Origin of the sequence: Tabrizicola caldifontis (genome assembly GCF_004762095.1) — a bacterium.
GTDB lineage: Bacteria > Pseudomonadota > Alphaproteobacteria > Rhodobacterales > Rhodobacteraceae > Tabrizicola > Tabrizicola caldifontis.
Genome location: NZ_SIJH01000007.1, coordinates 148473 through 174652 on the forward strand (window position 1 = coordinate 148473; position 26180 = coordinate 174652).

Sequence of the window (26180 nt, forward strand, 5' to 3'; positions counted from 1 at the left end):
AGGCCGGAACCTGGCCGGCTCAGCGCGTCGAGGTGACAATCACCTCTACCCTGCGGTTCTTTTGCCGGCCCTCCTCGGTCTGGTTCGTGGCCCGCGGTGCCAGGAACCCCACGCCTTCGGCCGAGATCCTCGCCCGATCGACCCCATAGCGTTCGATCAGCGCCTGAGCCACCGCCTTTGCCCGGCGCTCTGACAGGGCGATGTTCGCAGCCAGACTGCCGGACGCATCAGTATGGCCGACCAGCGCGACCGTCGCCGTGGGATTTGCCTTCAGCCATGCCGCCACGGCGGCCAGAGACGCATAATCCCCCTCGGTCAGACTGGCCGAGCCGCTGGCGAAAACCAGATCTTCCAGCGCCGCCGAACCGGTCGAATCGAGGGCGGCGGCGATGCTGTCGTCAGCGGGTGCAGGGTCAACCCCGCGCGGCGACTCGATGTCTAGATCGACCACCGGCCCGGTCCCTTCGGGTGCCACCGTCGACACCAGAGGTGCCGCCGAGACCCTTGTGATCTGGACATAGGCCGTCAGCGCAGATCGGCTGACCAGGACCGTCACAGCCTCGCCCTCTTTCTCGGCCGCCAGAAAGCGGAAATCGCCCAGATCGACATGCATGTCCGGTTCCGGCAGGACTTCGGTGCCGTAGCGGAAGTCGAAGCCGCCGCAGGCCCGCGTCGCGCATTCCATCAGCACCGTGAAACCGGCCGCCTCGATCTGCGCGCGCAGCGGGGCAAGGACGGCCAGCGTGGTCATGCCCGGGGCTTCCAGCTGATAGGCGCGCTGTTCGACCGCGCCTTCGACCATCCGCACCGGCAATTGCCGGCCATCGAACGGGGCAAGGGGCAGGGCATAGCTGCCCGGCACTTCGGAGCGGTTTGCCTCGGCCAAGACGGGGGCCGGCAATTCCAGCGTCAAAGCCTGCGCGGGAAGCGTGAGGCAAGACAGAAGCCATGAAAGAAGGTGTCGCACTACTGCCCGCGCCGCATTCCGCGATCATTTCATCCGGTAATGATACTGTCCCACAACTTCCATCCCAAGGCGAGCGTAGAGCGCGCGGGCGGCAGTGTTCCGCTCTGTCACCACCAGCGACAGCCGTTCGGCACCCAGCGCCGCAGCCCAGTTGGCCGCGGCATGCACCAGCGTTCCACCCACGCCCCTGCCCCGCCGGTCGGGCCTGACCTCCAGTGCATGCAGCATGGCTTCGGTGCCATGCAGGGCGGCGAAGGCCACGCCGGCGGGCCTGTCCTCGTGCCGCGCCAGAATCGCCACCTTGGCCCCCCGGACGCGTTCCATCACCGCCAGCCGGGCCGCGCCAATGCCGCCCTCGGCCCACAGCGAGGCAGCGATTGCGAGCGGCGGCCAATGCGGAAAGGCGGCCAGCGGGGGCAGGTCTGCCGCAAGTGCCGCAATCGGCGCGGAACACACCACGACCGGATCGACAATCCGCCAGCCCCGCGCCGCCAGCGCCGCATCCAGCGCGGCATCGGAAGGGCGGATCATCACCAGCGGCTCTGCCATCGCCCCAAGCCGGTCAAGATCGGCCGCGTCCCAGTCGCCTTCACAGCTTGCAGCGGATACCCGCTTGCCGCCTCCCGCACCGTCGCGGAAGTCGAACGCCCCCTCGCGCCAGCGCCGCGCCGGGGGCCATGTCGCCTCCATCACCGCGGACAATGGGTCGTGCGTCATCCGAAAAGCTGCGTCAGCCGGACCATGGCCGCATCGACCCGCGCCGGATCGGTGCCCCGTATCACCAGGTTCGTGCCATGCGCCCCGTTCTGAATGAAGGGATAGGATCCCATCGAGAGGTCGGGAAACTCGGCCGCCAACGCGCCGAAGGCCCCGGCAATCTCGCCCTCGCCGCGGTTCACCCGCAAGGACTGCGACAGAAGCGGCGGCCCGCCGGTCAGCCTTGGCAGAACGCTGGCCACCATCGCCTGAAAGATGTTCGGCACGCCTGCCATGACATGCACGTTGCCGATCGTGAACCCCGGCGCGGTGGACACGGGATTGTCGATCAGCGCTGCCCCGTCCGGGATGCGCGCCATCCGCTGCCGCGCCTCGTTGAACGGCAACCCCGCCCGGTCGTAATGCGCCTGCAACAGGGCCATGGCATCTGCGCGGTGGCCGATCTTCACCCCCATCGCCTCGGCGACCGCATCTGCGGTGATATCGTCATGTGTCGGGCCGATACCCCCGCTGGTGAAGACATGGTCATATTTCGCCGAAAGGGCGCGCACCGCCGCCACGATCTCGTCGTGTACGTCGCCCACCACGCGCGCCTCGCGCAGGGCGATGCCGATGCGGGTCAGTTCGCCGGCCAGATAGTGCAAATTCGAATCGCGTGTGCGGCCGGACAGGATTTCGTCGCCGATCACAAGCATCGCCGCGGTTGGATTGGTCATCGTTTCCCCCTTGCTCGGATCGGGTATAGCCCCGCCTCATGCGGTTTCAAACCCCGCCCTCTGGCCAATTCCGCCGAAGGCTCTTATGTAGACCCCAGAGAAGAGAGAGACGCCTTGGACGAACAGCGCGCCCGCATCACGAAGGACGGTATCCGCATTTACGAGGATGCGGATTTCGTCGGTATGCGCGCGGCAGGCCGGGTCGCGGCCGAGATCCTGGATGCCGTGGCGCCGCTGGTGGTGCCAGGCACGACGACCGGGGCGATCGACGATTTCATCACCGAGGAGATCCGCCGCCGCGGCGTCACCTCGGCCACCATCGGCTACAAGGGCTATCGGCACGCGTCCTGCATCAGCGTCAACCATGTGGTCTGCCACGGAATTCCGGGACCCAAGGTGCTGATGGATGGTGACATCCTGAACGTGGATGTGACGGTCATCGTGGATGGATGGTATGGCGATACCAGCCGGATGTATGTGGCCGGCAGTCTGTCGCGCAAGGCGGAACGCCTGATCGAGGTAACGCACGAGGGCCTGATGCGCGGCATCGCTGCGGTGAAACCGGGAAACACCTTCGGCGACATCGGCCATGCCATCCAGGCTTACGTTGAATCGCAGCGCATGTCGGTGGTCCGCGATTTCTGCGGGCACGGCCTGGGCCGCGTGTTCCACGCCCCGCCGAACGTGCTGCACTACGGCCGTCCCGGCACCGGCCCGGTGCTGGAAGAGGGGATGTTCTTCACCATCGAGCCGATGGTGAACCTGGGCCGGCCTGAAACCAAGGTGCTTGCCGACGACTGGACTGCCGTCACCCGCGACAAGTCGCTTTCGGCGCAGTTCGAACATTCGGTGGGTGTCACGGCCACGGGCTGCGAGATCTTCACCCTGTCGCCGGCCGGCAAGTTCCACCCGACCTGGGGCTGATCCCAAGCACACCCCCCAAAGTTCAACTGCGTCTCCTCGTCGGTGCGCCGCGCAAGGCGTCAATGCGTCCTCGAAAGCGGGCGCAACTACGGCGGCCCTATCTGGGCGGCCGTTTCCGCGCAATGCCGACGGAAGGCCCGCTTCAACAGGTCCAGCTCGGCCCGCAGCAGGGCGATCTCGGCACGCAGGTCATCTTCCAGCGGCACCCCGGCGACCACGCTGACCTGCGCAAGCACCAGGTCGCCCATTCCGATCAGGACCGTATGCACCCCTTCGGTCAGCAGGGCGACGGGCAGCGGCACCCGCACCGTGAACTGACCCGCCCTGCCAGGCACGGGTAACACGTCCACGCCTGCAAGAACCCGGCCCTGGTGGGTGGCCTCGATGACCGGCGCATCCGGGGCACCGGACAGCACGCCCTCCCACAGGCCATGGGCAAACCGGGTCTGGGTCAGGGTCGGCGTGACGGTCATCGGCGTCTCTAGAATTCTGCACGGGGGCGACGGCTCAGCACCAGATCGCGCAGGATGATGCGGGCGTTGGCCACATCATTGAAGATCAGGTCCAGCCAGGCGCCCTCGATCGGGGCGTCGTCAAGCTCGCCGGCGGCCAGGTCGAACTCCACCATCGCCTCTCGCCCCTCATCCGGCAGCGCGCGGACCATCTGCGTCACATTGTGGCCCTGGCTGCAATTCAGCCGGGCAAAGCCGCGCAGGGGCCGGTCGCTGTCGATCACCGCATCAACCCGCACCAGATGCCGCGCCTTCAAACCCGTGATCCCGGACGCAGGCAGGCGCAGGTCCAGCGACAGGAAGCTGCCGCGGAACCCGAACACCTCGACCGCAAGGCCATGGGGCGCCCGGTCGGCAGCGTCGTGATTGCGCAATTGCCGGACTGCGACCTCGCCCAGGGGGCAATCATGATGCAGGGTCAGATCGTTGCTGACCTTGGTGCGGGGGTCGGCAGCCACGGAGCCGGGCCCGGGCAGCGGGCCGCGCCAGGCATCGGCCCGCCAGGCCCAGTCGGTGCCCAGCGGTGGACGCGGCACGCCCGCCCCTGGGGCCGGCAGCGCCAGTCGCTGGTCCGCCGCATGGATCACCCGGTCGATCTGCCGTCGCAGAGCCCGTCCTTCGGCGCGCAGCGCACGCAGCTCGAAGGGCTCGGTCTCGGCCGCCGCGTCGGCGGCCCGCGCCCATCGTGCCTGCACACTGCGCAGGTGCCAATGGTCCAGGATCTGCGCCAGCCGCCCGGCCATCGATCCTATTGGTCCATGTAGACGTGGCTTTCCGCCTTCGCCCCCGGATGCGTGACTGCCCCCCAGCGCGCACCGCCGACCAGACGGGCGAACTTGTGCACGGCACCGCTGGTATAGGCCGTCTTGCGCGGCCCCTTCCATTCGGCCTTGCGCTTCGCCAGTTCTTCATCCGACAGGGCCACCGACAACTCGCCGGTCAGCGCGTTCAGCGTGATCATGTCGCCGTTCTTCAGCAGCGCGATCGGCCCGCCATGCGCGGCCTCGGGGCCGACGTGGCCGACGCAGAAGCCCCGCGTCGCGCCCGAAAAGCGGCCGTCGGTGATCAGCGCCACCTTCTTGCCCATGCCCTGACCGGACAGCGCCGCCGTGGTCGCCAGCATCTCGCGCATGCCGGGGCCGCCCGCCGGGCCTTCGTTGCGGATGACGATGACCTCGCCCTCCTTGTATTCGCGTTTCTTGACCGCCTCGAATGCCTCCTCCTCGCATTCGAAGACGCGAGCCGGGCCGGTAAAGACCTGCTCGGCCTCCGTCATGCCGGCGACCTTCACGATGGCCCCGTCGGGCGCGAGATTGCCGCGCAGCCCGACCACGCCGCCCGTCTTCGTGATCGGCGCGCTGATCGGATGGATGACCTTGCCGTCCGGCTCGCCGCGGATCTCCTCCAGGCTTTCGCCCAGGGTCTTGCCGCTGGCGGTGATGCAGTCCAGGTGCAACAGTCCCGCCTTGGCCAGTTCCTTCATGACCACCGGCACACCGCCAACCTCGTAGAGGTCTTTCGCCACATACTGCCCGCCCGGACGCAGGTTCACGAAATAAGGCGTGTCGCGCATGATGTCGGCCACGTCGAACAGGTCGAAGTCGATCCCAGCCTCGTGCGCGATGGCCGGCAGGTGCAGCGCGGCATTGGTCGAGCCGCCGGTGCAGGCCACCACGCGGGCGGCGTTCTCCAGGCTCTTGCGGGTCACGATGTCGCGGGCGCGGATGTTCTTCTCGATCAGGTTCATCACCGCCACGCCCGAGGCCTCGCAGAACTGGTCGCGGCTTTCATAGGGTGCAGGCGCGCCCGAGGAGTTCAAGAGCGCCAGCCCGATCGCCTCCGAGACGCAGGCCATGGTGTTCGCCGTGTATTGCGCCCCGCAGGCACCGGCCGAAGGGCAGGCCACCCGCTCCATGATCTCGAGCTCGGCCTCGGACATGGCGCCGGCCTGCACCTTGCCCACGCCCTCGAACAGGTCCTGCACGGTGATGTCGCGGCCCTGATAGCGGCCGGGCAGGATCGACCCGCCGTAGATGAAGACCGACGGCACGTTCAGCCGCACCATGGCCATCATCATCCCCGGCAGGCTCTTGTCGCAGCCCGCAAGACCCACCAGCGCGTCATAGCAATGCCCGCGCATCGTCAGCTCGACCGAATCCGCGATCACCTCGCGGCTGGCAAGGCTCGAACGCATCCCCTCGTGCCCCATGGCCACGCCATCGGTCACGGTGATCGTGGTGAACTCGCGCGGGGTGCCGCCGCCCTTCTTCACGCCCTGTTTCACCACCTGCGCCTGCCGGTTCAGCGCGATGTTGCAGGGGGCGGCCTCGTTCCAGCAGGTCGCCACGCCCACCCAGGGCTGGTGGATCTCTTCCTCGGTGATCCCCATGGCGTAGAAATAGCTGCGGTGCGGCGCGCGCGCCGGGCCTTCGGTCACATGGCGGCTGGGAAGCTTCGACTTGTCGAAACGGGCTTTGGTCATGGCGGTTCCTCGCGGATCATGGGCTGGCCGCAAGGGATAAAGGCCAGCCCGCGCAGGGGCAAGCCGAATTGGCTGCATCAGTTGCCGTTGATCGCCACGGTAGCCGACCGCATCAGGCTGTCGAGGTGCAGACGAAGGCTGTCGATGGCAGCCACATAGCTTGCCAGCGGGCCATCAAGCGCCGGCACCAGGCTGCGCAGATAAGGGGCCGCCATGTACAGGATCGAGGCAAGGAACGCCAGGGTCATCACCAGCAGAAATCCGCTACGAAAGCCTCGGACGGGTTCGGGCGGAGGAGGGGTGACAGCCGCTTCCTCGGGCTCCTCGACCGGGAACTCTTCGGGCCGGAGGGTTGAGTTGATCTCTTCGACATCGGGGAAAAGATCGCGCCGGGCGGCAGGCTTCGTTTCGGCATCGCTTTCCTGCTGCGCAGCGGAAGCAGGCACCACGGTCGGGGCGGGCGCGGGTGCGACGGGGACGGGCGAGACCGGGATGGGCGGGGCGGCGTCCAATCCCAGATCGGGCTGGGTCTCCAGCGGGACTGCCTCGGCGCGACGGGCCTTGGCCTCGCGCTCGGCCTCCTCGCGCAGAATCGCAAGCACGGATTCATCCACGACATAGGCGGGCCCGGCCTTTGCCGGCGCGGTGTCGGCCTCGGGTTCCGCGGCCTCCTCGTCGGCCGCGGCTAGCGCAGCGGGCGGGAGCTCGGGCAACGGTTCGGCAGGCGGCGCTGCTGCGGGGGCAGGGGTCCGTGCGGCCGGGGCCGGGCTGGCCGGGCCGTCCTCGGCCGGGGCCGACCCTGCGGGACGAGGGCGCATCTGGAACCAGGCATGGCCGCAGTTCGCGCACTGCACGTCGCGCCCCGTGTCCGGTATGGCGTCGTCGGGCACCTCGTACTTGGCCTCACAGTTCGGGCAAACCAACCGCATTCGTATCCCTCAAAGCCTTGATCCGGCTCCACCTATGGGTTTGTAACGCTTGATTCCTGTCGTTCCAAGGCTTTGTCGCTCGGTCTTGTGCAATCCTTTGCCCCTGTGCGATGGAAAGCGCAGTCCGGCGGGCACCGTCACAGGCCTGCCGCCTTCGAAACGCCGCCTGCCCTGCCCGGAGGAGCATCGTGATCGCCTTTGAGAATGTGGCCTACAGCTATGGCGGGGGCGATCTTCTGTCCGACGTGACATTGCGCCTGGCGCCGGGGTCGTTCCATTTTCTGACCGGTCCCTCGGGCGCGGGCAAATCGACCTTCCTGAAACTGGCCTATGCCGAACTGCTGCCGACCGCCGGTCGCGTCACGCTGTTCGACCGCGACGTGACCACGCTTTCGCGCGATGACGTGGCACGCACCCGCCGGCGGATCGGGATCGTGCATCAGGACTGCAAGTTCCTTGATCATCTGTCCGTCGCCGCAAACATGGCGCTGCCCTTCACCGTGTCCGACCGGGAAAGCGACCCGCAGGATCTGGATGAGCTTCTGGCCTGGGTGGGGCTTCGGCACCTGGCCGACGCACTGCCGCCCCAACTGTCGGGCGGCGAACGTCAGCGCGCCGCGCTGGCCCGCGCCGTCATCGTCGATCCCGACGTGATTCTTGCGGACGAGCCCACCGGAAACGTGGATTGGGAGATGTCGCTGCGAATCCTGACCCTGCTGGTCGAGCTGAACAAGATGGGCAAGACCATCGTGGTGGCCACCCACGACCTGAACCTGATCCGCCAGGCCAAGGCGCAGGTGCAGGCGCGTGTGCTGCGCATCGCAAAGCACCGCGTCCAGCTTGCGGGGGCCGACCTGTGAGGTTTCCCAGGGCCAAACCCGCCAGCCCCGCGACCCGCGCGCTTCAGGTCGTGCCGCCTTCGGGTCCCACCGCATGGCTGGCCACCTTCACCGCCGGCGCCATGACCTTTCTGTGCGTCTTTGCACTGGCGCTGTCGCTTGCCTCGGGGCGCCTGGCCGACCGCTGGTCAGAGGCGCTGGCCCGCACGGCCACCATCCGCCTGTCGGCCCCGGCAGAGCAGATGGAGATCCAGACCGCCGCGATCCTTTCGGTGCTTGCCACCACCCCCGGCATAGCAAGCTACCGCGCGCTGGATGAAGCCGAGACCCGCGCCCTGCTGGAGCCCTGGTTCGGCCCAGGCCTGCCCGTCGAGGCCCTGCCGATCCCCCGGCTGATCGAGGTGGTCGAAGGCGATCCGGGCTACGATTCCCAGGGCCTGCGGCAGCGTCTTGCCGCCGAGGCGCCTGGCGCGCTGCTGGACGACCACACCCGCTGGCGCCGCCCGCTGGCCGAGGCGGCCGAGCGGCTGCGCATCCTTGGTGTCCTCTCCATCGCGCTGATCGGCGCGGCGATGGCCGCGATGATCACCCTTGCCGCCCGCGCCGCGCTGGCCACCAATGCCGAGGTGATCCGCGTCCTTCGTCTGGTCGGCGCACGGGACAGCTACATCGCCCGCGCCTTCGTCCGCCGATTCACGCTGCGCACGCTTGCCGGGTCGGCCGTCGGCACCGCAGCGGGGATGGCCGGGGTAGCCGCCCTTCCCGCCGCCGACGCCGCCGGCGGCTTTCTGACCGGCCTCGGCTTCACGGGCGCCGGCTGGCTCTGGCCGCTGGTCTTGCCTCTGCTTGCCGCGCTGGTCGCCTTCCTTGCCACCCGCCGCGCCGCGTTTCAGAAACTGCGAGAGCTGACATGACCCCGATCCGCTGGATTCTGTCGCTGGTTTTCATCATTCAGATGTATGTGGTCATGGCGATCATGGCCTTGGCCTTCGCCCCTTGGGCAATGGTGTCTCGCCGGGGCGCAAGGATCGGTGTGCGCACCTATTGCCGGTGGGTCATCATCTCGTTGCGGGTCCTGACCGGATTGCGCTGCGAGGTGCTCGGAACCCCGCCCAGGGGCGAGGCGCTGGTCGCCGCCAAGCATCAGAGCTTTCTCGACATCATCCTGATCATCAGCGCCGTCCCGGCCGCCAAGTTCATCATGAAGCGCGAACTGCTTTATGCCCCGTTCCTTGGCCAGTATGCCCTGCGCATCGGCTGCGTGCCGGTGGACCGCGGCAAACGGGGCGCGGCGATTGCGAAGATGAAGGCCGATGTGGCGAAGGGGGCTGCCGAACCCGGCCAACTGATCATCTATCCGCAAGGCACCCGCGTCGCGCCTGGGGCGAAAATGCCCTACAAGGTCGGAACAGGCCTGCTTTACCAGCAGCTTGGCCAGCCTTGCCATCCTGTCGCAACCAATGTCGGCCTGTTCTGGCCCAAACGCGGCATCCTGCGCAAACCCGGCCTTGCCGTGGTCGAGTTCCTGCCCCCCATCGCGCCCGGCCTGCCCATCCCCGAATTCATGGCGCGGCTGGAAGAGGACATCGAAACCCACTCGAACCGCCTGATGGCCGAGGCGGGGTTCGGCGGCTGACAGGGACAAGGCGCCCCGCCACGGGCAGCAAGAACATCGGGGGCCGCCCTGCGGCACCCGCACCCATCGCTTCAAGGCATGGTCAGCCCACCGTGCGAGGGCCCTGCCTCAGCTCAGCGGGCAATCGGCGACCTCAAGATCCAGCGCAAGGCGGGCATTCGGCCCGTATCCCAGGCCGGATACGTTGATGTAAAGCGCGCCGCCCTCGGCCCAGACCTCGGTCACGCGCATCGTGGTTCCCTCGGGGGCGATGGCGACGCGATCGAACAGGGCGCAGTCCGTGACAAAGCGCAGCACATAACCGTTGAACCGGGCCTCATAGAACCTGCCGATCCCGCGCGGGTAGGACAGTTCGATCCGGGTCGGCCCGATCTCGACGGTGACCGGCACCACGTCCAGCCCGCCGGTCAGGCCTTCGGGTTCCAGCCCGAACTCGACCCCCTGCCCGACCATGACGGTCCGCCCACGGGCCTGAAGAAAGGGCTGCTCGCGGTCGTCCCAGGTTTCCACCGTGAAGGTGACAAGCCGCCCTTCCAGCGTTCCGGCCTGCACTTGCGCGGCCAGCAGCGCGGCAAGTGCCACCCACCGCATCATGCAAATTTCAGCGCCACGATTCCGGCGAGGATCAGAAGAATGCCGAAGACCCGCACAGCGTTGACCGCCTCGCCGAACAGGAACACCGCCGCAATCGCCGTGCCGATGGCGCCGATACCCACCCAGACGGCATAGGCCGTGCCGACCGGCAGGGCCTTCATCGCCAGCGACAGCAGATAGAATGATCCAAGCGCCATCACGACGGTGGCAACTGTCGGCCAGGGTTTCGTGAAACCCTCGGAATACTTCAGCCCCAGCGCCCAGCCCATTTCCAGACCGCCGGCCAGCACCAGGATCAGCCAGGGGCTCAAGCCGCCAGCCCCTTGGAGCCCATGTCCAGGAACTTCTGCCGCCGGTCGCGGATAAGCGTTTCGGGCTTCTTGCCGGACAGATCCTTCAGCATGGCTTCGATCGCCTTGCCCACGGCCTCGATGGTTTCCTTCGGGGCCCGTTGCGCACCGCCGACCGGTTCCTTCACGATCCGGTCGATGATGCCCAGCTTCTGCAGATCCTGCGCTGTCAGACGCAGGGCCTCGGCCGCTTCGCGCATCTTCTCGGCGTCCTTCCACAAGATGCTGGCGCAGCCCTCGGGCGAAATCACCGAATAGACGCTATGTTCCAGCATCGCGACCCGGTTCGCCGTTGCCAGCGCCACCGCCCCGCCGCTGCCGCCCTCTCCGATCACCACGCTGACCAGGGGCACGCCGATCGACAGACACTTCTCGGTGCAGCGTGCAATCGCCTCGGCCTGGCCGCGTTCCTCGGCCCCCTTGCCGGGATAGGCGCCGGGTGTGTCAACCAGCGTGATCACCGGCAGGCGAAACCGGTGGGCAAGGTCCATCAGCCGGATCGCCTTGCGATAGCCCTCGGGCCGGGCCATGCCGAAGTTGCGCTCGATGCGCGACTTGGTGTCGTTGCCCTTCTCGTGCCCGATCACCATCACCGGCTGGTCCTGGAACCGCGCGATTCCGCCCATCACCGCCAGGTCGTCGGCAAAGGCGCGGTCTCCGGCAAGGGTGGTGAATTCGGTGAACAGACCCTCGATGTAATCCTTGCAATGCGGCCGGTCGGGGTGCCGCGCGACCAGGCACTTCTGCCAGGGCGTCAGGTTCCTGTAGAGATCGCGCAGCGCCGCCTCGGCCTTGCGGTCCAGCGCCTCGGCCTCCTTGGTCAGATCCATGCCGCCGCCCGACCTGGCCAGGGCGCGCAGTTCTTCGGCCTTGCCTTCGATCTCGGCGAGCGGCTTCTCGAATTCCAGGTAGTTCATCGCACATCCTTCCCGCGGGCCGCCCCTATATGCCCCCGGGCCCGGCCTGATGCAACTCGGCTTGCCAAAGCCGGATGCATGGATGCGTCACGGCACCGAAAACAGCAGCGCCCCGGACCGCCGGTCCGGGGCGTGCATCCTCCCTTTCGCCGCGCGGGGCCTCCCCTCCCCGGGTGCGCGGCTCAGGCATCCTTTGCAGACTGCCCGATGTGCGGGCTTCCTAACGGGAAGGCTGCCCGTTCCGCGGGCGGTTTGTCAACGATTCATGACGCCCCGGCAATCATTTCGGCCTGCCGCACGATCACCTCGGCCTGGCGCATGCTGGCGATGTCCACCAGCCGGCCCTTGTAGGTTGCGGCACCTTGGCCCGCGGCCTTGGCGGCCTCCATCGCGGCCAGGATCTCGCGCGCTTCGCGCACGGCGGCTTCCGAAGGGGTGAAGACCTCGTTCGCCAGCGCCACCTGCTTCGGATGGATCGCCCATTTCCCCACCATGCCCAACGTAGCCGACCGCCGCGCCTGAGCGCGGAAGCCCTCATCGTCGCTGAAATCCCCGAAGGGGCCGTCCACGGGCAGAATGCCATGCGTCCGGCAGGCCGCCACGATTGCCGCCTGCGCCCAATGCCAGGGGTCGGCCCAGTATTTCCGCCCCTCGCGCAGCATGTAGTAGTTTTCCTGCGTGCCGCCGATGCCGGTCGTCTGCATCCCCATGCTGGCCGCGAAATCCGCCGCCCCCAGGCTCATCGCCTGCAGGCGGGGGCTACTGGCCGCGATCTCCTCGACATGCGCGATCCCCGCGGCCGTCTCGATGATGACCTCCAGGCTGATCCGCTTCTGCCGCCCCGCCGCCGCCTCGCAGGCAGTGACCAGGGCATCCATCGCATAGACATCCGCCGCGCAGCCCACCTTGGGGATCATGATCTGGTCCAGCCGCTCGCCCGCCTGTTCCAGAAGGTCCACGACATCACGATACCAGTAGGGCGTATCCAGCCCGTTGATCCGCACGCTCAGGGTCTTGCGCCCCCAGTCCACCCCGGAAATCGCCCGGATGATGTTCGCCCGCGCCTGCGCCTTGTCGGCCGGGGCGACCGAATCCTCGAGATCAAGGTTGATCACATCCGCCGCGCTGGCCGCCATCTTGGCGAACAGTTCGGGTCGCGAACCCGGGCCGAAAAGTTGGCACCGATTGGGGCGGGCGGGGGCGGGGGGTTGCAGGCGGAAACTCATGAGGCGGGCCTTCGGGCAATCATGTTTCTCAGGATGCTGCATCTGCGATATATTCTTGCGCGCCAGACCGCAAGCCCGATTTCGCAAACGCAGCAAACCCGCCGCTCATCTGGCCTGACGGCTTTCTTCGCTTGCGTGTGGCGCGTGGCCAGCGAAGAAAGCCGTCAGTGTTGATGAGCGACCCGATGATCACCGTCACCGAAGACCGTTTCCGCCTGGCGCAGGCCTTTACCATCAGCCGGGGGTCGAAGACCGAGGCGCAGGTGCTGACCGTGCGCGTCTCCCGTGACGGGCAGACCGGCCGGGGCGAATGCGTCCCCTATGCCCGCTATGGCGAGACGATGGCCAGCGTCCGGGCACGGATCGAGGGACTGCCCCCCGACATCACCCGGCAGGCCCTGCAATCCGCCCTGCCCCCCGGCGCCGCGCGCAATGCCGTCGACTGTGCGCTCTGGGATCTGCAGGCGAAGCAGGCGGGCCGCCGGATCTGGGACATCGCTGGTCTGCCCGCCCCCGGCCCCGTCGTCACCGCCTATACCCTGTCGCTCGCCCCGCCCGAGGCCATGCGCGCCGCCGCCGCCGCCAACGCTCATCGCCCGATCCTGAAGATCAAGCTGGGCACCCCCGATGACATGCCGCGGCTGGAGGCCGTCCGGCAGGGCGCGCCCCGCGCCACGATCATCGTCGATGCCAACGAAGGCTGGACGCCCGAGGTCTACGCCGACCTTGCGCCGCATCTTCTCCGCCTTGGTGTGGCGCTGGTGGAACAGCCGCTGCCTGCCGGGCAGGATGACATGCTGGCCGGCATCGAAAGGCCTGTCCCGGTCTGCGCGGACGAGTCCTGCCACGACCGCGCCAGCCTGGCTGCGCTAAAGGGGAAATATGACGCGGTGAACCTGAAGCTGGACAAGACCGGCGGGCTGACCGAAGCACTGCTGACCCGCGACCTTGCCCGCCAGATGGGCTTTCGGGTCATGATCGGCTGCATGGTTGGCTCCTCCCTCGCCATGGCCCCGGCGGTGCTGCTGGCACAGGGCGCGGAATGGACAGACCTTGACGGCCCCCTGCTTCTGGCCGAAGACCGCGAAGCGCCCCTGCACTATGACGCGGCAGGGGCCCACCCGCCCGATGCCAGCCTTTGGGGATAGACCATGACCCGCACCGTCTATGTGAACGGCACCTACCTGCCCGAAACCGAGGCGAAGGTTTCGATCTTCGACCGCGGATTCCTGATGGCCGACGGGGTTTATGAGGTGACAAGTGTGCTGGACGGCAAGCTGATCGACTTCGACGGCCACATGAATCGGCTGGAACGCAGCCTGCGCGAACTGGAGATGACCTGCCCGCTGAGCGCGGACGAACTGCTGGCGATGCACCGCGAACTGGTCGCGCGGAACGGGATCGACCAGGGGATGATCTACCTTCAGGTCACGCGCGGCAATCCGGGCGACCGCAGCTTCCTGTTCCCCGATGCCTCGGTGCCCGGCACGGTCGTGGCCTTCACCCAGAACACCCCGCACCTCGCCGACGCGCCCGCCGCCAAGACCGGGTTCAGGGTCATCACCATCCCCGACCTGCGCTGGTCGCGCGTCGATATCAAGACCGTGCAACTGCTTTATCCCTCGATGGGAAAGATGGCCGCCAAGAAGGCCGGCGTCGATGACAGCTGGTTCACCGACGAGGCGGGCATGGTGACCGAGGGCACCTCGAACAACGCCTACATCGTCAAGGGTAACCGGATCATCACCCGCCAGCTTGGCAGCGACATCCTGCACGGCATCACCCGCGCCGCCGTGCTGCGCCTTGCGACCGAGGCGCAGTTCGAGATCGAGGAACGCCCCTTCAGCCCCGCCGAGGCTCAGCAGGCGGACGAGGCCTTTGCCACCGCCGCCTCGATCTTCGTGATGCCCGTGGTCGAGGTAGATGGAATGCCCGTGGGCACCGGGAAGCCGGGCCCTGTCGCAACCCGCCTGCGCGAGATCTATCTGGAAGAGATGCGCAAGGCCGCGCTCTGACCCGTGGCCGCCGCGCCGTTCACGCTTGCAGGGTTCCGGCGCGGATTGCGCGACGGACTTCCCCTTGGCCTGTCGATCTTTGCCTACGGGTTGGGCTTCGGTCTGGTGGCCGCGCAGGCAGGGTTCGGCATCGCAAGAGCCGTGACCACAAGCGCGGCGATCTACTCCGGCTCGGCGCAGCTTGCAGCGGTGAACCTGTTGCAGAGCGGGCAGGCGACGCTATGGGCGCTGTTTGCCACCATCCTGGTTGTCAACGCCCGCTACATTCTGTTCGGCGCGGCGTTGCAGCCCTGGCTCTGGCAGGCCGGGCCGCTGCGGGCCTATGGCAGCCTGCTGCTCTTGGGTGATGCCAACTGGATGCAGACGATGCGCGCGATCCGGGCGGGGGAAGAAGACCGGGCCTATCTGGCCGGCACCGGCACGCCCATGCTGGCGGGCTGGCTTTCGGGTACCGCCCTTGGGGCCGGAACGGTCGGCCTTCTGCCGCGCCCCGAGGTTATGGGGCTTGATCTGATGCTGGCGGCCTTCGCCGCAGCGATGGCGGCGGCGATGGTGCGGGCACGCGCCGACCTGGTGCCGATTGCGGCAGGCGCCGGCGCGGCGCTGGCGGTTGCACCAAGCCTCGGCCCCGGGGCGGCGATCATCGGGGCGGGACTGGCGGGCGGCGCTGTCGCCGCACTGATGCACCGGAATGCGGCATGAGTCATGATTTCCCCACCCTGCTTCTGGTCATGGCGGCGGCTGCCTTCTTCTGCCGCGCGGCGGGCTTCACGCTGATGCGGCTTGTCCCGGTTTCGGCCCGGATCGAGGCGGCGCTGCGAGCCACGCCGCTTGCCGTGATGTCGGGTATTGCGGCACTGGCCGTGCAGTCGGGCGGTCTGGCCGAGGGGGTGGCTCTGGCGGCAGTGGTGGGGCTGACGGTCTTGATCGGAAGCGATGTGGCCGCAGCCCTGCTGGGCGTTGTTCTGGTGGCCCTTCTGCGGTGGGCAGGGCTTTAGGCCGTCTGCACCAGATGCAAGGTGACAGCCGCGTAAAAAACCGCGCTCGCCGCCAAAACGCAGACATGCCAGATCGTGTAGTGGAAGGGCAGCCGCTCCAGAAGGAAGAAGGCCACGCCCAGCGTGTAAAGCACACCGCCGGTCACGATCAACGCCAACACCGGCAGCGAAATGGCCGCAAAGATCCCGCCCCCTGCCAGCAGGCCGGCCCACCCCATCAGCAGCGCCAGTGCGACGGCGGCCAGCTTCAGCCGGTCGGGCGCAAAGGCGCGGATCGCGGCCCCGGCCAGGGCGGCAGTCCATAGCCCGGCCAGCAGCCATCCCGCATCGGCGCCCGAGAGCAACGCGAAGGGCGTGTAGGTCGCGGCGATCTTCACCAGGATAGCGGTATGATCGAGGCTCTGGAAGATTCGCCGCGGCCGTGGGCGGGTGCTCATGTTGTACAGAGCCGAAAAGCCCAGCATCGCAATCAGCGCCAAACCATATACCGTCGTTGCCGCCACTGCCGGCCCATCGCCGCGCAGGACGACGGCCAGCGTGATCAACACCGGCACGGCAACCAGCGCAGCAGCCACGCCGAGGACATGGACAACGGCATCGCTGATCCATTCGGCGCGCGAATAGTCTTGGCGGACGGCAAGAAGCATTCTTGCAAGATAGCATGCCATCTGCACTTCTCCCATGCCCCGGCCGGGCAGAGAGACATCAACTTTCCGGGTCCGGCCTTCGGATCTAGGCAGGCCAAGCCGTCTTGCAATTCGCACGGCGGGCACTGACCGTGCGCTGCGCCAGAATTCCGTGAGAGCCCGGTCAGAAGAAGGGGCGGAACTCAGTCCCGCTTGCCGACATTTTCGGCGAAAGCCTTGTCGAAGGCGGCCTTCTTCGCCGCATCCGCCTCGGTCTGGTGCCGCGCCACCCAGTCGGCGTAGGGCATGCCGTAGACGATTTCGCGCGCCGCGTCCTTGGTCAGATCGATGCCGCGTTCGGCCGCGGCCTCCTGATACCAGCGCGACAGGCAGTTGCGACAGAAGCCCGCCAGGTTCATCAGGTCGATGTTCTGCACATCGGGGCGCTTCTGCATCAGGTGATGCAGCAGGGCGCGGAAGGTGGCGGCTTCCAGCTCGGTGCGGGTCCGGTCGTCCATGTCAGAGGCTCTCCATGACTTCGGTCAGGATCGGGGCCAGACGCGCGGCCCAGCGGGCCTGTTGCGCCGGGTCTGCGATCAGGTCGTTCCTCAGTTCGATAAGTGTGTTGTGCCGGCCCAGACGCAAGGCATGTCGGTCGATCGCGTCACCAGGCAGGTGCCCGGAATAGGGTTCGTTGTCGCCGACGCAAAGATCGGCCTCCTGCTTCAGCCGGGCGATCAGCGGCTTCGAGAAACGCTCGTCCAGATGCGAATACAGCACGCCCACCTGCCAAGGTCGGGGCGGGCGGCCCTTCAGGCAGGGGGTGAAGGAATGGATCGCCACGATCACCCTGTCGGGACGCAGCGCCGCCAGCCGGGCGTAGGCTGCATGATAGGGGCGGTAAAGCCGGTCAAGCCGTTCCTCGACCGCCGCGGGCGTTATGCCCCGGTTGGCCGGGATGATGGTGCCATCGTAAAGCTGCATCACCAGGGTCGGATCGTCCTCGCCACGGTTGGGGTCGATGACGAGGCGCGAGAAATCCGACAGGATCACCGGACTGTCCAGCAGGCGGCCAAGTTCCCGCGCTACCCCTGCGGCGCCTACGTCCCATGCGATATGGCGTGCCATATCCTCGGCCGGAATGCCCAGATCTCCGCCGTTCACCCAGGGCGGCACGCGGTTCGAGGCATGGTCGCAGGTCACCAGCCAGCGGCCGGGGCGGTGTTCTCCGTCGATCGTGAAGGCCAAGGCGGTCCTCTTCCGAATGCTCATCCTTCCCTTACGGTCGTTCTTCGCGCAAGGCCAGCGACCAGCGTCCGAAAGGCGGCGGGAAGGCGTTGCGGGACGACCGCGATTGCGCCATAAGGCACGCGGCCCACATCAACCGGAATTTCAAGCAGGAGGATGGCGATGCGCCGCCACCGCAACGTGAAGATTGTGGCCACACTTGGCCCCGCGTCCAGCAGCTACGAGATGATACGCGCGCTTTTCGAGGCCGGGGCAGACGTGTTCCGCCTGAACATGAGCCACGGCGGCCACGACGACATCCGCAAGCGGCACGAGATCATCCGCCAGGTCGAAAGGGATCTGGGCCGCCCGATCGGCATTCTTGCCGATCTTCAGGGGCCGAAACTGCGTGTCGGCGTCTTCGCCAACGGGGCCGAGGAACTGGTCGAGGGCGCGGCCTTCCGCATGGATCTTTCCACCGTGCCAGGCGACGCGAACCGGGTGAACCTGCCCCACCCCGAGATCTTCGCCGCGCTGGAGCCCGGTGCGACGCTCTTGGTCAATGACGGCAAGATCCGGCTGCGGGTCAGAACCTGCGGCAAGGACTTTGCCGAATGCACGGTCGAGGTCGGCGGCACGATTTCCAACCGAAAGGGCGTGAACGTGCCCGATGTGGTGCTGCCGCTGGCAGCCCTTTCGGAAAAGGACCGCAGCGACCTGGAATTCGTCTGCGAACTGGGCGTGGACTGGCTGGCACTGTCCTTCGTCCAGCGCCCCGAGGACGTGATCGAGGCCAGAAGCCTGGCCAAGGGCCGCGCCGCGATCCTGTCGAAGATCGAGAAACCCGCTGCGGTCAAGGCCTATGACGCGATCCTTCAGGTCAGCGACGGCATCATGGTGGCCCGGGGCGACCTGGGCGTGGAACTTCCCGTCACCTCGGTGCCACCTATCCAGAAGCGGCTGGTCCGGGGCGCGCGGGCAGCGGCCAAGCCGGTGATCGTGGCCACGCAGATGCTGGAATCGATGATCGAATCACCGGTGCCTACCCGGGCCGAGGTGTCGGACGTGGCCACGGCCATCTACGAAGGTGCCGACGCGGTCATGCTGTCTGCGGAATCGGCTGCCGGCAAATACCCGGTCGAGGCGGTGACGACGATGGATTCCGTCGCCGTGAGCGTCGAGAAGGATCCGACCTACCGCGCGATCATCGAGGCCAGCCGCCATGTGCGACGGGAATCCGTGGCCGACGGCATCGTGGCGGCGGCACGCGAAATCGCCGAAGCCACCAACATCAAGGCGATCTGCTGCTTCAGCCAGACCGGCAACACCGCGGCCCTCGTCGCCCGCGAACGCCCGCATGTGCCGATCATCGCGCTGACCCCGCTGATGTCCACCGCGCGGCGCATGGCGCTGACCTGGGGGGCGCATTGCGTCATCACCGAACCGCAGGAACGCTTCAAGGGAGCCGTGCTTGCCGCCGTCGGCGCAGCCCGGGCCAGCGGCTTCGCCACCGAGGAAGACCAGATCGTGGTCACCGCGGGTGTGCCCTTCAACGTCAAGGGCACCACGAACATCCTGCGCGTCGCGCCCTGTGACGAGCGATTGATTTCGCGCGTCGATCCGGGGTAATCTGACCGGGCGAAGGCCAGGGAAAGGTATCATGGATACGGATCTGGTTCTGACGGTCGGAATCGTCATTGCCGTCCTGTCGGTACCTTCCCTGCTGTCGGCCTGGGCCGAAAGCCGTACACCAAGGGTTGGGGTGGTCATGCTGATCGTGGCGATCGGCATGGTGCTGTTTGCAGTCATGACGCGGCCCGGCGGCTATTCGTTCGAAGAAGTTCCCAACGTAATGCTGAACGTCTTCGCGCGCGTGATCCGCTGAACGCAGCCCCTTGCGCCTTCGGCCGGCAGCGCCTATAGGGGCGCCTTCAATACCCGCACGGCCGGCCCAGGTGGCATGCCGAGTCGTGCCTGAAACCACGGAGATGGAAATGCCCAAGATGAAGACCAAGTCGGCGGCGAAGAAGCGCTTCAGCTTCACGGCCACCGGTCGGGTGAAGGCCGGCGTCGCCGGCAAGCGCCACGGCATGATCAAGCGCACCCCGAAATTCGTCCGCGACGCGACCGGCACCATGCTGCTGTGCGACAGCGATGCGAAGATCGTCAAGAAATACATGCCCTACGACCGGTAAGGAGAGCCTCAGATGTCCCGCGTCAAGTCCGGCAAGGTCACGCACGCCCGTCACCGCAAGGTGATCAAGCAGGCGAAAGGCTACTACGCCGCCCGTTCCACCAACTTCCGCACCGCCACCCAGGCGGTGGACAAGGCCAATCAGTATGCGACCCGCGACCGCAAGACCCGCAAACGGAACTTCCGTGCGCTGTGGATCCAGCGGATCAACGCGGCCGTTCGGCTGTTCGATGCCGACATGACCTATTCACGCCTGATCAATGGCCTGGCCAAGGCCGGGATCGAGGTTGATCGCAAGGTTCTGGCCGATCTGGCCGTGCACGAGCCCGAGGCCTTCAACGCCATCGCCGACAAGGCGAAGGCCGCTCTGGCCTGAGCCGGGCGAACCGTTCCGATGCGAAAGGCCCCGCGATGCCGCGGGGCCTTTTTCTTTCGCCTTGCCGCTGCCTCAGATCAGGCGCGCGATCTGCCAGACCGACAGCGCCACGATCAGCACCCCCACGATCAGCGTCAGCATGCGCACCGGAAGGATACGCGTGACATAGCCGGCCAGAGGCGCTGCCGCGACCCCGCCCAGGATCAGCCCCAGCACCGGCCACAGATGGGACGCCAGCCCCTCGGCCTCTTCCCAGTGGCCGCTCAGCAGTGCTGTCAGGAAGGCTGCCGACACGGATGCGGTCAGGAAGAATTCGACCGTGTTCACCGTGCCGATCATCTGCCGCGGATTCCCGCCCGAGCCGATGAGCCCGGTGGTCACCACCGGGCCCCAGCCGCCGCCGCCGACCGCATCCATGAAGCCCCCCACCGCCCCCAGAGGCAGAACCACGGCGCTGCGGTGGTGGTCCACCGGCCGGATGTCCCGAAGGCCGCGATAAAGGATGTAAAGCCCCATCAGTCCAAGATAGGCCGCAACCCAGGGCCGAAGCGCGTTGCCGTCCATGGCGGTGATCGCATAAGCCCCCAGCACCCCACCGGCAATGCCCGCCGGCGCCAGCCTGAGGAACAGCCGCCAGTTCACGTTGCGGTGCCAGACATGGGATGTCGCCGAGGCTGCGGTGGTGAAAAGCTCGGCCGCGTGGACGCTGGCCGAAGCAGCGGCAGGGGGCACCCCGAAGGCCAGCAGCACCGACGAGGACACAACCCCGTATGCCATGCCCAACGCGCCATCGATGATCTGGGCCAGAAAGCCCACGATCACGAACAGAGTGAATAGGTCTTCCATGAAGGTCTCCTGCCTCAATTATCCCTATTCTCTACCGGTTTTATATGAAATCAAGACGTGCCCGGGCCATCCGCAGCAATAGGAACCGTGTCGCGCGCTCCGGACAGGATCGGGGCAGATGTTCGCTGCCGTCGTTCAGACGAAGGAAATCTTCGCGCCGCCGATCGCCTCTTTCAGCGAGGTGCCCTCAAGCAGCAGCGCGGTCGTGTCGCGCACCGCCAGTAGAACCGGGCGAATCTCGCAGGTCTCTACCGAGACGCAGTCAGGACAGGGGCTGTAGGCGGTCAGGCTGGCGCAAGGGGCCAGCGCCAGCGGCCCGTCGATGCAGCGCAGGACATCGGCAAAACTGATCGCCTCGGCACCCCGGGCCAGCACATAACCGCCCTGGGGGCCGCGCCTTGCCATGACCAGTCCACGCAGCTTCAGCGCAGCCAGGATCTGTTCCAGGAACTTGCGGGGAATCCGCTCTGCCTCGGCGATCTCGGCGACCGTGGCCGATGCGTCCTTGCGGGCAAGGTAAAGCATGGCATGCAGAGCATAGCGGGCGCGTTGGGTCAGCATGAGACCCGTGCTAGCACCCCATGCGCGGCCATGCAAAGCGTATGACAGGAAGGTGGCAGGGGCAGCAGGGCTCGAACCCGCGACCTACGGTTTTGGAGACCGTCGCTCTACCAGCTGAGCTATACCCCTATACGCGCCACGGGTTACGGCAGCCGCAGGGCAAGGTCAAGGGCTTCCGTGTGCGCCCACGGCTTGCACAGGGGCGCAGAGACGGCTAGCCATCGCGCATCCTGCCGGAGGCTGCCATGTTCCCTGCCCGCCTTGCCCCGATCCTGTTCGGCTTCGTCCTGTCCGGCCTGATGAGCCTGATCGTATCGGGCCTGTCCACATTCCGTGCCGTCGGGCTGGTCCATGGCTTCCCCATCCTCTGGCTGTGCAACTGGGCGGTCAGCTGGGCCATCGCCTTCCCAACCGTGCTGGTCGTCGCGCCGCTGACGCGGAAGATCGTAGCAAGGCTCGTGCGGCAGAACTAGGCACCATCCGACGCCAGGGCCTGAAGCCGGGCGATGTCGGCCTGCAACAGCGCCGGGATCGCCGCCCTGATCCGGTCAATCGGCCAGTCCCACCAGGCCAGCCGCAGAAGAGCCTCGATCGTCGCTTGCGGATAGCGCGGGCGGATCAGCCGGGCGGGGTTGCCGGCAACGATGGTGTAGGGCGCGACATTGGCCGTGACCACCGCCCCCGCCCCGATGATCGCCCCATCCCCGACCTTCACCCCCGGCAGGATCAGACCGCCATGGCCGATCCAGACGTCATTGCCGATCACCGTATCGGGCAGGCCCTGGAACGCGGCCTTGTAGCCCTCGATCGTCGCCGGATCGAAGACCGGAAAGGGATAGGTCGTCAGCCCATCCATCGCGTGGTTGGCCGAAGCAGTGATGAAGCGCACGCCATGCGCGATCTGGCAGAAGCGGCCGATCACCAGCCGTTCGGACGCGCCGGGGTAGAGATAAGGCGCCAGCCGCGCCGCCCAGTCGTGGTGCGGGGCGGGGGGCGGGTCGAAATCGTTGGCGTAGGTGAAATCGCCAACCGAGATGTTGGGGTGATCGATCACCCGGTTCAGATGGACCATGTTCGGATGGATGGTGCCATCCGCGAATGTCAGCGGATACACGCGCAACGGGTCAAGAGCCATGATCGGACCTTTCGTGAACGGTTCAAGGGGAACGTTCAGCGGGTCAGGTCCATCGGTGCCTCCATTGCGATTTGGGCTGCTTAGCATCATGCGGGGCAAAAGAAAAGCCGGGCGCCCCGGTGGAGGCGGGGCGCCCGGCCGGACGCCGGCGGCAGACCAGGCTGCCGCCTGCCCCGGGTCAGATGTTGCCGGCGCTCATCTCGCGGGCAATGTGGTCGGCCTGGCGAATGGCCAGCGCCACGATGGTAAGCGTCGGGTTCTCGGCTGCGCCCGTGGTGAACTGCGACCCGTCCGATATGAACAGGTTGGCGATGTCATGCGTCTGGCCCCAGCGGTTGCAGACGCCGTCCTCGGGCTTTTCCGACATCCGGCAGGTGCCCAGGTTGTGCGTGCTGGGATAGGGCGGGGTCGGGAAGGCACGGGTCGCGCCCACCGCCTCGTAGATCGCCATGCCCTGCTGGTAGGCATGGTTGCGCATGGCGATGTCGTTCGGGTGGTCGTCGAAGTGGACATTGGCGACCGGCAGGCCGAACTGGTCCTTCGTCTCGGAGAGCGTCACCCGGTTCGTCGCCTGCGGCATGTCCTCGCCCACGATCCACATCCCGGCCATGTTCTCGTAATGGTCGAGCGCGGTGGTGAAGCTGCGCCCCCAGCCGCCGGGGTTCAGGAAGGCCGCCATGAACGGCAGGCCCAGGCTCAGCGTCTCCAGCTCGTAGCCGCCGACGAAGCCGCGGCTGGGGTCGTGCCGCGCCTCGTCCTGGATGATCCCGGCCATGGTCGTGCCGCGCCACATGCGCACCGGCCTGTCGAAGATCGCATAGACCGATCCCGTGGTATGGCGCATGTAGTTGCGGCCCACCTGGTCGGACGAGTTCGCAAGACCGTTCGGGAACATGCCGGAGGCCGAGTTCAGCAGCAGCCGCGGGGTTTCAAAGCTGTTCCCGGCCACGCAGACGATGCGGGCCTTCTGCATCTGCAGGTTGCCGTCCTTGTCGAAATATTCGACCCCGGTCACCTTGCCTGCATCGTTGTGCAGGATCCGCGCGACATGGGCGCGCTCGCGCACTTCCAGATTGCCCGTCGCCTCGCCCGCCGGGATGTCAGTATAGGCCGCCGACCACTTGGCCCCCCACTTGCAGCCCTGGAAGCAGAAGCCGGTCTGCTGGCAGGCCATCCGGCCATCGTAATCGGCCGAGTTGATCGCCATGCGGCCGGTGTGGACCTCCTTGTAGCCCAGGGCCTTCGCGCCCTTCTCGAAGACGCGGTAGTTGTTGTTCCCCGGCAGGCCGGCGCGGTCGCCGGTGCGGGTCACGCCCAGCTTGGTTTCGGCCTTCTCATACCAGGGTGCCATCTCGGCCGCGTCGATCGGCCAGTCGAGCAGCGTCGCCCCCTCGACCTTGCCATAGGTGGTCAGCGCCTTCCACTCGTGGTCCTGGAACCGGATCGAGGCGCCGGCCCAATGGGTTGTGGTGCCACCCACGGCCTTCACGATCCAGGCCGGCAGCCCGGAGAAGTCCTTCGCCACCCGCCAGCTGCCGCTGGTGGTGCGGGCATCCAGCCAGGCCAGCTGGGTGAAGCTTTCCCATTCGTCGTTGATGTAGTCCTCGGGCAGGTAACGCCCGCCGGCCTCCAGCGCCACGACCTTGACGCCCTTCTGCGCCAGCTCGTTGGCCAGCACCCCGCCGCCCGCGCCGGTGCCGATGATGACGACCACGGAGTCGTCGTTCAGGTCGAATTTCGCAACCATGTCTGACCCCTCCCCTTACAGCCAGTCGATGTCGTTGAAGCCGCGCTCGATGTAGCCGCCCTTGCTGAAGCTCTCGCCCTCATAGCCGAAGATCGGCCAGATCTCCTTCTGGTTGTAAAGGCCGGTCACAAGCCCCGCCCGCACGGTCTGGAAGAAGGGCGTCGTCTCCATCGCCTGGAGAAGCTTCACCCGGTCCTCCTCCCAGCCGGTGCCTACATAGCTGGGGAATCCCGCGGCCTGCGCGGCGGCATCCAGCGACGCGACGCCCTCGGCGACCATGGCCTTGTGGTCCTCGGAATCGTAGCCCTTCACCGCGATGGCATAGAAACGGTCCGGCACCTGGTCATGCGGATAGATGTCGCGCGCCATCTGCAGCAGCGTCGCCATCTGTTCGGGGGTGATCGCCGTCACCTCCAGCGCCCAGGCAGCATCGGGCGCGGCGATGAAGCCTGCCCCCGTCACTGCCAGCGCCCCGGCCGCCGAAAGGCTTCGCGACAGAAGCTGACGCCGGGTCAGCCCCCGCAGGTCATGTTTCGTCATTGGTTCCTCCCTTGCTTTTGGCTGGGTCGGACCGCCTCTCCCTCCTCAGAGATAGCGGCCGCCCCGTTGCAGGACCTCGATCTGGTAGCCATCGGGGTCCGCGATGAAGAAGAAGCGGGCGATGACCGTTCCCGCCGGTGCAAAATCGACCAGCTTGCGCGGGGCAAGTCCCGCCGCCGTAAGCCGCGCGTGCTCGGCGACCACGTCATCGACGCTGACCGCGAGATGGCCATAGCCGTCGCCCAGGTTGTAGGGCTCGGTCCGGCCCTTGTTGATGGTCAGCTCAAGCTCGAAGGTGCTTTCGGGATTGGACAGATAGACCAGGGTGAAGGTCTCGAAATCCAGCCGGTCGGCGACCTTCAGCCCGAAGGCCGTGTCATAGAATGCCAGCGACCGCGCCTCGTGCAGGACGCGGATCATCGAGTGGATTGCCTTGGCCATGCCTTACCCCATCTTGCCGAGCAACGATATTGGTAAGGTTAGTGAACCACTTTCCGGCCCGGGTAGTAGCGGACTACTACAGTCGCACTTTTCTACTCGGCGGCGAAACGGTCCTGTTGCGGCACCTGGTCCAGCTCTCCCAGATGGATCGTACAGGCGCACCGCAGAAGCGAGGTGAAATTCGACGTCTCACCGTGCTGTTCCAGCACCTCGGAATGCAGCTTCGACAGGAAGGCGGGCGTGGATGTGCCCTCTTTCGCCGCCATCTGGTCCAGGATGCCCCAGAAGGCGCGTTCCAGACGGATCGAGGTGGACTGTCCGTTCAGCCGCAACCGGCGGGTGACGTATTCATAGCGGGCCGGGTCCTGCCCGGCGAACATCTGACACATCGCTGGCCTCCCCCATGTGGTCAGGGGATCAGTGTGGTGCCAGTGAATCGAATCGTCAATTCACGCTTCGACCGATGCGAAAGGGGCCGCCCGGACGGGCGGCCCCCGAAAGGTTGCTCGGCGCGGGACTTTGCCCCGCGGCACGCCTCAGGCGATGATTTTCGAGACGACGCCTGCGCCGACGGTGCGGCCGCCTTCGCGGATGGCGAAGCGCAGCTTCTCTTCCATCGCGATCGGGGCGATCAGCTCCACCTCGAACTTCAGGTTGTCGCCCGG

Annotated in this window: 35 protein-coding genes and 1 tRNA gene; 13 read left to right on the plus strand and 23 right to left on the minus strand. The window is 66.8% G+C overall.

Going from position 1 to position 26180, the window contains the following annotated elements:
- Positions 1-19 precede the first annotated feature (19 nt).
- From EYB42_RS07750 to EYB42_RS07760, 3 genes are all read right to left on the minus strand, one after another.
- Positions 20-901, minus strand: a complete 882-nt coding sequence (locus tag EYB42_RS07750) for an OmpA family protein (RefSeq protein ID WP_240784026.1) — start codon at positions 899-901, stop codon at positions 20-22.
- 90 nt (positions 902-991) lie between these two features.
- Positions 992-1684, minus strand: a complete 693-nt coding sequence (locus EYB42_RS07755) for a GNAT family N-acetyltransferase (protein WP_135449349.1) — start codon at positions 1682-1684, stop codon at positions 992-994.
- Complete coding sequence (locus EYB42_RS07760) at positions 1681-2400, minus strand: competence/damage-inducible protein A (RefSeq protein WP_135449351.1); 720 nt, start codon at positions 2398-2400, stop codon at positions 1681-1683. Before EYB42_RS07760 ends, EYB42_RS07755 begins: the two co-directional genes overlap by 4 nt.
- Positions 2401-2514: 114 nt before the next feature.
- Here EYB42_RS07760 and map point away from each other — a divergent pair, with 114 nt between their 5' ends.
- Entirely contained in the window at positions 2515-3324 is an 810-nt protein-coding gene (gene map, locus EYB42_RS07765; protein ID WP_135449352.1) for a type I methionyl aminopeptidase, read from the plus strand.
- A gap of 86 nt (positions 3325-3410) precedes the next feature.
- On the opposite strand, the gene EYB42_RS07770 is transcribed toward map, so the two are convergent.
- The 4 genes from EYB42_RS07770 to EYB42_RS07785 all read right to left on the minus strand — a co-directional run bounded on the left by EYB42_RS07770 (position 3411) and on the right by EYB42_RS07785 (position 7247).
- Positions 3411-3797, minus strand: coding sequence for a hypothetical protein (locus EYB42_RS07770; protein WP_135449354.1), 387 nt, complete (start codon positions 3795-3797; stop codon positions 3411-3413).
- Between the two features lie 8 nt (positions 3798-3805).
- Positions 3806-4579: a DUF6478 family protein gene (locus EYB42_RS07775; protein ID WP_135449356.1), complete on the minus strand. Its 774-nt coding sequence runs from the start codon at positions 4577-4579 to the stop codon at positions 3806-3808.
- A gap of 5 nt (positions 4580-4584) precedes the next feature.
- Positions 4585-6318 carry a dihydroxy-acid dehydratase gene (ilvD, locus tag EYB42_RS07780; RefSeq protein ID WP_135449358.1) on the minus strand — a complete coding sequence of 578 codons (1734 nt, stop codon included), beginning with the start codon at positions 6316-6318 and terminating at the stop codon, positions 4585-4587.
- Between the two features lie 77 nt (positions 6319-6395).
- Complete coding sequence (locus EYB42_RS07785; protein WP_135449360.1) at positions 6396-7247, minus strand: zinc-ribbon domain-containing protein; 852 nt, start codon at positions 7245-7247, stop codon at positions 6396-6398.
- 188 nt (positions 7248-7435) lie between these two features.
- Here EYB42_RS07785 and EYB42_RS07790 point away from each other — a divergent pair, with 188 nt between their 5' ends.
- The 3 genes from EYB42_RS07790 to EYB42_RS07800 are packed head-to-tail and all read left to right on the plus strand — an operon-like array spanning position 7436 to position 9722.
- Positions 7436-8107 carry a cell division ATP-binding protein FtsE gene (locus EYB42_RS07790; RefSeq protein ID WP_135449362.1) on the plus strand — a complete coding sequence of 224 codons (672 nt, stop codon included), beginning with the start codon at positions 7436-7438 and terminating at the stop codon, positions 8105-8107.
- Positions 8104-9000, plus strand: a complete 897-nt coding sequence (locus EYB42_RS07795) for a cell division protein FtsX (protein ID WP_135449364.1) — start codon at positions 8104-8106, stop codon at positions 8998-9000. The genes EYB42_RS07790 and EYB42_RS07795 overlap by 4 nt, the downstream gene beginning before the upstream one ends.
- Positions 8997-9722, plus strand: coding sequence for a lysophospholipid acyltransferase family protein (locus EYB42_RS07800; RefSeq protein WP_135449366.1), 726 nt, complete (start codon positions 8997-8999; stop codon positions 9720-9722). The genes EYB42_RS07795 and EYB42_RS07800 overlap by 4 nt, the downstream gene beginning before the upstream one ends.
- 108 nt (positions 9723-9830) lie before the next feature.
- Here EYB42_RS07800 and EYB42_RS07805 read toward each other — a convergent pair whose 3' ends face one another.
- The 4 genes from EYB42_RS07805 to EYB42_RS07820 form a co-directional block, all read right to left on the minus strand.
- Positions 9831-10316: a hypothetical protein gene (locus tag EYB42_RS07805; RefSeq protein WP_135449368.1), complete on the minus strand. Its 486-nt coding sequence runs from the start codon at positions 10314-10316 to the stop codon at positions 9831-9833.
- Positions 10313-10627 (minus strand): DMT family transporter, encoded by a 315-nt coding sequence (locus EYB42_RS07810; protein WP_135449370.1) that lies wholly within the window; start codon positions 10625-10627, stop codon positions 10313-10315. Before EYB42_RS07810 ends, EYB42_RS07805 begins: the two co-directional genes overlap by 4 nt.
- Positions 10624-11583: an acetyl-CoA carboxylase carboxyltransferase subunit alpha gene (locus EYB42_RS07815; protein ID WP_135449372.1), complete on the minus strand. Its 960-nt coding sequence runs from the start codon at positions 11581-11583 to the stop codon at positions 10624-10626. Before EYB42_RS07815 ends, EYB42_RS07810 begins: the two co-directional genes overlap by 4 nt.
- A 263-nt stretch (positions 11584-11846) precedes the next feature.
- Positions 11847-12809, minus strand: a complete 963-nt coding sequence (locus EYB42_RS07820; protein WP_135449374.1) for an L-malyl-CoA/beta-methylmalyl-CoA lyase — start codon at positions 12807-12809, stop codon at positions 11847-11849.
- A 185-nt stretch (positions 12810-12994) separates the two neighbouring features.
- Here EYB42_RS07820 and dgcA point away from each other — a divergent pair, with 185 nt between their 5' ends.
- Genes dgcA through EYB42_RS07840 form a run of 4 tightly spaced genes read left to right on the plus strand, consistent with a single transcriptional unit; the run spans position 12995 to position 15822 of the window.
- Positions 12995-13957, plus strand: coding sequence for an N-acetyl-D-Glu racemase DgcA (gene dgcA / locus EYB42_RS07825; protein ID WP_135449422.1), 963 nt, complete (start codon positions 12995-12997; stop codon positions 13955-13957).
- Positions 13958-13960: 3 nt separating this feature from the next.
- Complete coding sequence (locus tag EYB42_RS07830) at positions 13961-14824, plus strand: D-amino-acid transaminase (RefSeq protein WP_135449376.1); 864 nt, start codon at positions 13961-13963, stop codon at positions 14822-14824.
- A gap of 45 nt (positions 14825-14869) precedes the next feature.
- Complete coding sequence (locus EYB42_RS07835; RefSeq protein WP_167850963.1) at positions 14870-15526, plus strand: AzlC family ABC transporter permease; 657 nt, start codon at positions 14870-14872, stop codon at positions 15524-15526.
- Positions 15523-15822 carry an AzlD domain-containing protein gene (locus EYB42_RS07840; RefSeq protein WP_135449380.1) on the plus strand — a complete coding sequence of 100 codons (300 nt, stop codon included), beginning with the start codon at positions 15523-15525 and terminating at the stop codon, positions 15820-15822. Before EYB42_RS07835 ends, EYB42_RS07840 begins: the two co-directional genes overlap by 4 nt.
- Here the strand turns inward: EYB42_RS07840 and trhA are convergent.
- The 3 genes from trhA to EYB42_RS07855 all read right to left on the minus strand — a co-directional run bounded on the left by trhA (position 15819) and on the right by EYB42_RS07855 (position 17720).
- Positions 15819-16490 carry a PAQR family membrane homeostasis protein TrhA gene (gene trhA / locus EYB42_RS07845; RefSeq protein ID WP_240784028.1) on the minus strand — a complete coding sequence of 224 codons (672 nt, stop codon included), beginning with the start codon at positions 16488-16490 and terminating at the stop codon, positions 15819-15821. The two genes, EYB42_RS07840 and trhA, sit on opposite strands and share 4 nt — an antisense overlap.
- 161 nt (positions 16491-16651) lie before the next feature.
- Positions 16652-16966 (minus strand): DUF1244 domain-containing protein, encoded by a 315-nt coding sequence (locus tag EYB42_RS07850; RefSeq protein WP_135449383.1) that lies wholly within the window; start codon positions 16964-16966, stop codon positions 16652-16654.
- A gap of 1 nt (position 16967) precedes the next feature.
- Positions 16968-17720, minus strand: coding sequence for an N-formylglutamate amidohydrolase (locus EYB42_RS07855; RefSeq protein ID WP_135449386.1), 753 nt, complete (start codon positions 17718-17720; stop codon positions 16968-16970).
- A gap of 138 nt (positions 17721-17858) precedes the next feature.
- Between EYB42_RS07855 and pyk the strand changes: the two genes are divergently transcribed.
- The 4 genes from pyk to rplT all read left to right on the plus strand — a co-directional run bounded on the left by pyk (position 17859) and on the right by rplT (position 20245).
- Positions 17859-19304, plus strand: a complete 1446-nt coding sequence (gene pyk, locus EYB42_RS07860) for a pyruvate kinase (protein WP_135449388.1) — start codon at positions 17859-17861, stop codon at positions 19302-19304.
- Between the two features lie 31 nt (positions 19305-19335).
- Positions 19336-19560 carry a hypothetical protein gene (locus EYB42_RS07865; RefSeq protein WP_135449390.1) on the plus strand — a complete coding sequence of 75 codons (225 nt, stop codon included), beginning with the start codon at positions 19336-19338 and terminating at the stop codon, positions 19558-19560.
- A 109-nt stretch (positions 19561-19669) separates the two neighbouring features.
- The gene (gene rpmI, locus EYB42_RS07870; protein ID WP_135449392.1) at positions 19670-19870 is read left to right on the plus strand and encodes a 50S ribosomal protein L35; all 201 of its coding nucleotides are present in this window, start codon (positions 19670-19672) and stop codon (positions 19868-19870) included.
- Positions 19871-19882: 12 nt separating this feature from the next.
- The gene (gene rplT / locus EYB42_RS07875) at positions 19883-20245 is read left to right on the plus strand and encodes a 50S ribosomal protein L20 (RefSeq protein WP_135449394.1); all 363 of its coding nucleotides are present in this window, start codon (positions 19883-19885) and stop codon (positions 20243-20245) included.
- 72 nt (positions 20246-20317) lie between these two features.
- On the opposite strand, the gene EYB42_RS07880 is transcribed toward rplT, so the two are convergent.
- The 3 genes from EYB42_RS07880 to EYB42_RS07890 form a co-directional block, all read right to left on the minus strand.
- Positions 20318-21091: a sulfite exporter TauE/SafE family protein gene (locus tag EYB42_RS07880; protein ID WP_135449395.1), complete on the minus strand. Its 774-nt coding sequence runs from the start codon at positions 21089-21091 to the stop codon at positions 20318-20320.
- Between the two features lie 135 nt (positions 21092-21226).
- Positions 21227-21652, minus strand: coding sequence for an RrF2 family transcriptional regulator (locus EYB42_RS07885; RefSeq protein ID WP_135449397.1), 426 nt, complete (start codon positions 21650-21652; stop codon positions 21227-21229).
- A 53-nt stretch (positions 21653-21705) separates the two neighbouring features.
- Positions 21706-21781: transfer RNA gene (locus tag EYB42_RS07890), tRNA-Trp, on the minus strand.
- Positions 21782-21897: 116 nt separating this feature from the next.
- On the opposite strand from EYB42_RS07890, the gene EYB42_RS07895 reads away from it, so the two are divergent.
- Positions 21898-22125: a DUF2798 domain-containing protein gene (locus tag EYB42_RS07895; protein ID WP_135449399.1), complete on the plus strand. Its 228-nt coding sequence runs from the start codon at positions 21898-21900 to the stop codon at positions 22123-22125.
- Here the strand turns inward: EYB42_RS07895 and EYB42_RS07900 are convergent.
- The 6 genes from EYB42_RS07900 to EYB42_RS07925 all read right to left on the minus strand — a co-directional run.
- Positions 22122-22787 carry a CatB-related O-acetyltransferase gene (locus EYB42_RS07900; RefSeq protein ID WP_135449401.1) on the minus strand — a complete coding sequence of 222 codons (666 nt, stop codon included), beginning with the start codon at positions 22785-22787 and terminating at the stop codon, positions 22122-22124. The genes EYB42_RS07895 and EYB42_RS07900 overlap by 4 nt on opposite strands.
- Positions 22788-22965: 178 nt before the next feature.
- A complete protein-coding gene (locus EYB42_RS07905) occupies positions 22966-24534 on the minus strand; it encodes a GMC family oxidoreductase (protein ID WP_135449403.1) in 1569 nt (522 codons plus the stop codon).
- A 15-nt stretch (positions 24535-24549) separates the two neighbouring features.
- Entirely contained in the window at positions 24550-25074 is a 525-nt protein-coding gene (locus EYB42_RS07910) for a Twin-arginine translocation pathway signal (RefSeq protein ID WP_135449405.1), read from the minus strand.
- Positions 25075-25119: 45 nt separating this feature from the next.
- Complete coding sequence (locus EYB42_RS07915) at positions 25120-25515, minus strand: VOC family protein (protein WP_135449407.1); 396 nt, start codon at positions 25513-25515, stop codon at positions 25120-25122.
- Between the two features lie 92 nt (positions 25516-25607).
- The gene (locus EYB42_RS07920; RefSeq protein WP_135449409.1) at positions 25608-25904 is read right to left on the minus strand and encodes a ribbon-helix-helix domain-containing protein; all 297 of its coding nucleotides are present in this window, start codon (positions 25902-25904) and stop codon (positions 25608-25610) included.
- Positions 25905-26051: 147 nt separating this feature from the next.
- A partial coding sequence (locus EYB42_RS07925; RefSeq protein WP_449342966.1) for an EF-Tu C-terminal domain-related protein occupies positions 26052-26180 on the minus strand: 129 nt, incomplete at its 5' end.